Source organism: Pseudomonas sp. 22515 (assembly GCF_052044625.1).
GTDB classification, from domain to species: Bacteria; Pseudomonadota; Gammaproteobacteria; order Pseudomonadales; family Pseudomonadaceae; genus Aquipseudomonas; species Aquipseudomonas alloputida.
In genome coordinates this window covers 1604-6105 of sequence record NZ_JBQENN010000060.1, presented here as the reverse complement: position 1 = coordinate 6105, position 4502 = coordinate 1604, and the positions used below count along the sequence as shown (strand labels likewise).

Below are 4502 nucleotides of genomic sequence, written 5' to 3'. Positions count from 1 at the left end.
CAGCGCTTGACGGGCATCCATGCCCGTCACCTCCCTCCGCAAGCCCTGCGCTCGGCCTCCTGAAGTCGCAATCTGCATCGCCTGAACTACCGCGCGCTTAGAAGCAAGATCAAAAGCGAAAAGCGAAAAGCGAAAAGCGAAAAGCGAAAAGCGAAAAGCGAAAAGCGAAAAGCGAAAAGCGCTTAGCGCCGTACCTGCTTGAGGGTTTCGGCAATCAGGAATGCCAACTCCAGCGACTGATCAGCATTCATCCGCGGATCACAATGGGTGTGATACCGGTCAGACAACGCATCCTCGGTGATCGGCCGCGCACCGCCGATGCATTCGGTGACGTTCTGCCCAGTCATCTCGATATGGATACCGCCAGCATGGCTGCCCTCGGCCTGGTGTACCTGGAAGAACTGCTTCACCTCATCCAGAATCTGCGCAAAATCGCGGGTCTTGTAACCGCTGCTGGCCTTGATGGTGTTGCCGTGCATCGGATCGGAACTCCACAGCACCTTGCGCCCCTCGCGCTCGACAGTGCGGATCAGCTCCGGCAAGTGGTCGCCAACCTTGCCCGCGCCCATGCGCACGATCAGGTTCAAACGCCCCGGGTCGTTCGCCGGGTTGAGCGTGTCGATCAGGCGGATCAGCTCTTCGGGGTTCATGCTCGGGCCAACCTTGACCCCGATCGGGTTGTGCACGCCACGCAGGAACTCCACATGGGCCCCATCGAGCTGGCGGGTGCGGTCGCCGATCCACAGCATGTGCGCCGAGCAGTCGTAGTAGTCGCCAGTCAGGCTGTCCTGGCGTACGAAGGCTTCTTCATAGTTCAGCAGCAGCGCTTCGTGAGCCGTGAAGAAGCTGGTTTCGCGCAGTTGCGGCGCACTGTCCAGGCCACAGGCACGCATGAACGCCAGGGTTTCATCGATGCGATTGGCCAACTGGTGGTACTTGTCGGCCAGCGCCGAGTTGGCGATGAAGTCCAGGTTCCACTTGTGCACCTGGTGCAGGTCGGCAAACCCGCCCTGGGCGAACGCGCGCAGCAGGTTGAGGCTGGCGGTGGCCTGGTGGTAGGCCTGCAGCAGGCGTTCCGGGTCCGGAATGCGGCTTTTGGCGTCGAAACCGATGCCGTTGACGATGTCGCCACGGTAGGCGGGGAGGGTGATGTCGCCAATGGTTTCATCGCCAGATGAGCGCGGTTTGGCGAACTGCCCGGCCATACGCCCCACTTTCACCACCGGGCAGCCGGCGGCAAAGGTCATGACAATGGCCATTTGCAGCAACACCTTGAAGGTGTCGCGGATTTTTGCAGCCGAGAACTCGGCGAAGCTCTCGGCGCAATCACCGCCCTGAAGCAGAAAGGCACGGCCTTCGGTGACCTCGGCGAACTGCCGGCGCAGCTCGCGCGCCTCACCCGCGAACACCAGCGGCGGGTAGCTGGCCAGGGTCTGTTCAACCTTCAGCAGGTGCGCGGCATCGGGGTAGGTCGGTTGCTGCTGGATCGGCAGGGCACGCCAGCTGTCGGGGCTCCACGGTTGGTTCATCTTGGGCTCGGTCTTGTCGGTTGTAGGCTATGGGCCATGGTAACAGTTGGCGCTGCGCTTGTTGCATCAAGGGTGTTGGCGGACAATGCGCGTTTTTGCGCAGGCGGGTGGTGGACATGACGGCGGAACGGCAAGAGCGGCTGCTGGCACGGGTGGAAGATGCGTTTGGCGTCATCAGCGTGTACGAAGTAGACGACTACCGCTTTCTGGAATTCGGCGATGCGATTGAGCAAAGCTGTGTGTTCACCGCCGACCCCAGCTGGCTGGAGTACGACTACACCCGCGCCATGCTGGTGGGGGCGCTGTGCCACGAACTGCCTGAGAGTGCACTGTTTCTGGGCCTGGGCGCCGGCACGCTGACCCAGGCCTGCATGAAGTTCCTGCCGTTGGAAGACATCGAGGCCATCGAGCTGCGCCCGGATGTGCCGCGCCTGGCCATGGATTACCTGGGCCTGGACGACGACCCGCGGTTGTATGTGCGCATCGGCGATGCCCTGGAGCTGCTGCCCACGGCAGAGAAGGCCGACCTGCTGTTCGTTGACTTGTACACCGACCATGGTCCTGGGGTCGGGCACCTGGCGTGGAACTTTCTGGAGAACTGCCAGCAGCACCTGAACCCGGGCGGCTGGCTGGTGATCAACCAGTGGGCCACCGATGATGGCAGGCCGCTGGGCGCGGCGTTGTTGCGCGGGTTGTACCACCGGCATTACTGGGAACTGCCTGTGAAGGAGGGCAATGTGATTTTGCTGGTGCCGGCAGACCTGGAGCAGTCGCTGGACCTGGACGGTTTGAGGGCCCGGGCCGAGGCGCTGGCGCCGCGTTTGGGGTACAGCCTCGAGGGGCTGATCCGCGAGATTCGGCCGGCGACGTGAGTGGCTGACGCGCGCCGACACCGAGCGCGCCAGGCTTCAGGGGATTATCGATTCAGCCTGTCGTGCTTGATGGCCCGATACTGGCCCTGCCTCCATGAAAATATTCCTCACGTACGCGACTATTTCAGGTATAGTACGCGCCGGTCTTTTAGCGGACCTCAAAATCAGGTGGTGCAAATCCTCCGAGTCCAGCTTCGGCTGCGCGTCCGCTAGGCGGACCTTCCCAAGTTTTCTTTTTCAATCGTTTTCGCAAATCCCCGCCGCCAAAGCTGCCTGGGTGACCTGACGGTCTTTCAAGGCATGTGCAGCTTTGGAGCATGGGTCTTTGCGGATGCACCTAGAGGCAGACCCATGACCCAGGAAACCGGCGGCTTCGCCGCTCTCGATCTTAACCCGAACATTGTTGCTGCCGTTGTGGCTACCGGCTACGAAGAGCCGTCCGCCATTCAGCAACAATCGATCCCGATCATCCTCGCCGGTCACGACATGATCGGCCAGGCGCAGACTGGCACCGGCAAAACCGCTGCCTTCGCCCTGCCGATCCTGAACAAGATCGATGTGAGCAAGCGCGAACCGCAAGCCCTGATCCTGGCGCCAACCCGTGAGTTGGCGCTGCAAGTTGCTACCGCTTTCGAAACCTACGCCAAGCAGATGCCGGGCGTGAACGTTGTCGCCGTCTACGGTGGTGCCCCGATGGGCCCACAGCTGCGTGCGATCCGCAACGGCGCGCAAATCGTCGTGGCCACCCCGGGCCGTCTGTGCGACCACCTGCGTCGTGACGAAAAAGTCTTGTCGACCGTACAGTACCTGGTACTGGACGAAGCCGACGAGATGCTGAAGCTGGGCTTCATGGACGACCTCGAAGTGATCTTCGACGCAATCCCGGCTACCCGTCAGACCGTACTGTTCTCCGCTACCCTGCCGTCGTCGATCCGTTCGATCGCCGAGCGTCACCTGCGTGAACCCAAGCACGTCAAGATCCAGACCAAGACCCAGACCGTTACCGCGATCGAGCAGGCCCACCTGATGGTCCACGCGGACCAGAAGATCCCGGCTGTGCTGCGTCTGCTGGAAGTGGAAGAGTTTGACGCGCTGATCGCCTTCGTGCGTACCAAGCAAGCCACCCTGGACCTGGCCGCCGCGCTGGAAGCCAAAGGCTACAAGGCTGCTGCACTGAACGGCGATATCGCCCAGAACCAGCGTGAGCGCGTGATCGACTCGCTCAAGGATGGCCGCCTGGACATCGTCGTCGCCACCGACGTCGCTGCCCGTGGCCTGGACGTACCGCGCATCACTCACGTGTTCAACGTTGACATGCCGTACGACCCAGAGTCCTACGTACACCGTATCGGCCGTACTGGCCGTGCCGGTCGCGATGGCCGTGCACTGTTGCTGGTTACCCCGCGTGAGCGCCGCATGCTGCAGGTGATCGAGCGTGTTACCGGGCAGAAGGTTGCCGAAGCGCGCCTGCCGAATGCCCAGGCCGTGCTGGATGCCCGCATCAAGAAGCTGACCTCGAGCCTGGCGCCGCTGGTAGCCGAAGCAGAAGCCACCCACGGCGAGCTGTTCGACCGCCTGACCACCGACCTGGGTTGCAGCGCGCGTGCTCTGGCTTCGGCCCTGCTGCGAAAGGCCACCAATGGCCAGGCGCTGGACCTGGCGGCGGTAGAGCGCGAGCAGCCACTGGTGCCGAGCTTCGCCCCGCGTGGTGAGCGTACCGAGCGCGGTGAGCGTGGCGAGCGTCCTGACCGTGGTGATCGTGAGCGCCGTGCACCGCTGCCGTTGGCCGAAGGCCGCGTGCGTTGCCGTACCGCCCTGGGTGCCCGTGATGGCATCGCTGCCAAGAACCTGCTGGGGGCGATCCTCAACGAAGGTGGCCTGGCGCGTGACGCTATCGGCCGCATCCAGGTGCGCGACAGCTTCAGCCTGGTCGAGCTGCCGGAAGACGGCCTCGAGAAGCTGCTGTCCAAGCTCAAGGACACCCGCGTGGCTGGCAAGCAGCTGAAGCTGCGTCGCTACCGCGAGGATTGATCCTGGCGTAACGAAAAAATCCCCGGCTTAGGTCGGGGATTTTTTTTGCCAGTACCGGCCCTTTGGCGGG

Annotated in this window: 2 protein-coding genes and 1 pseudogene; 2 read left to right on the top strand and 1 reads right to left on the bottom strand. The window is 62.8% G+C overall.

Features of this window, described 5'->3' with window-relative positions; translation table 11 throughout:
* Positions 1-182 precede the first annotated feature (182 nt).
* The gene (locus ACTJJN_RS26825) at positions 183-1529 is read right to left on the bottom strand and encodes a class II 3-deoxy-7-phosphoheptulonate synthase (RefSeq protein ID WP_014754104.1); all 1347 of its coding nucleotides are present in this window, start codon (positions 1527-1529) and stop codon (positions 183-185) included.
* Positions 1530-1645: 116 nt separating this feature from the next.
* Here ACTJJN_RS26825 and ACTJJN_RS26820 point away from each other — a divergent pair, with 116 nt between their 5' ends.
* Together ACTJJN_RS26820 and ACTJJN_RS26815 are read left to right on the top strand one after the other, a co-directional pair.
* A complete protein-coding gene (locus ACTJJN_RS26820) occupies positions 1646-2401 on the top strand; it encodes a spermidine synthase (protein WP_003247095.1) in 756 nt (251 codons plus the stop codon).
* Between the two features lie 317 nt (positions 2402-2718).
* Positions 2719-4432 (top strand): annotated as a pseudogene (locus ACTJJN_RS26815) (DEAD/DEAH box helicase).
* Positions 4433-4502: the final 70 nt, after the last annotated feature.

Bases quoted from the DNA above. Each gene is read 5' to 3' on its own strand.
- ACTJJN_RS26825 (WP_014754104.1), bottom strand. From the start codon at position 1,529: ATGAACCAACCGTGGAGCCCCGACAGCTGGCGTGCCCTGCCGATCCAG.
- ACTJJN_RS26820 (WP_003247095.1), top strand. From the start codon at position 1,646: ATGACGGCGGAACGGCAAGAGCGGCTGCTGGCACGGGTGGAAGATGCG.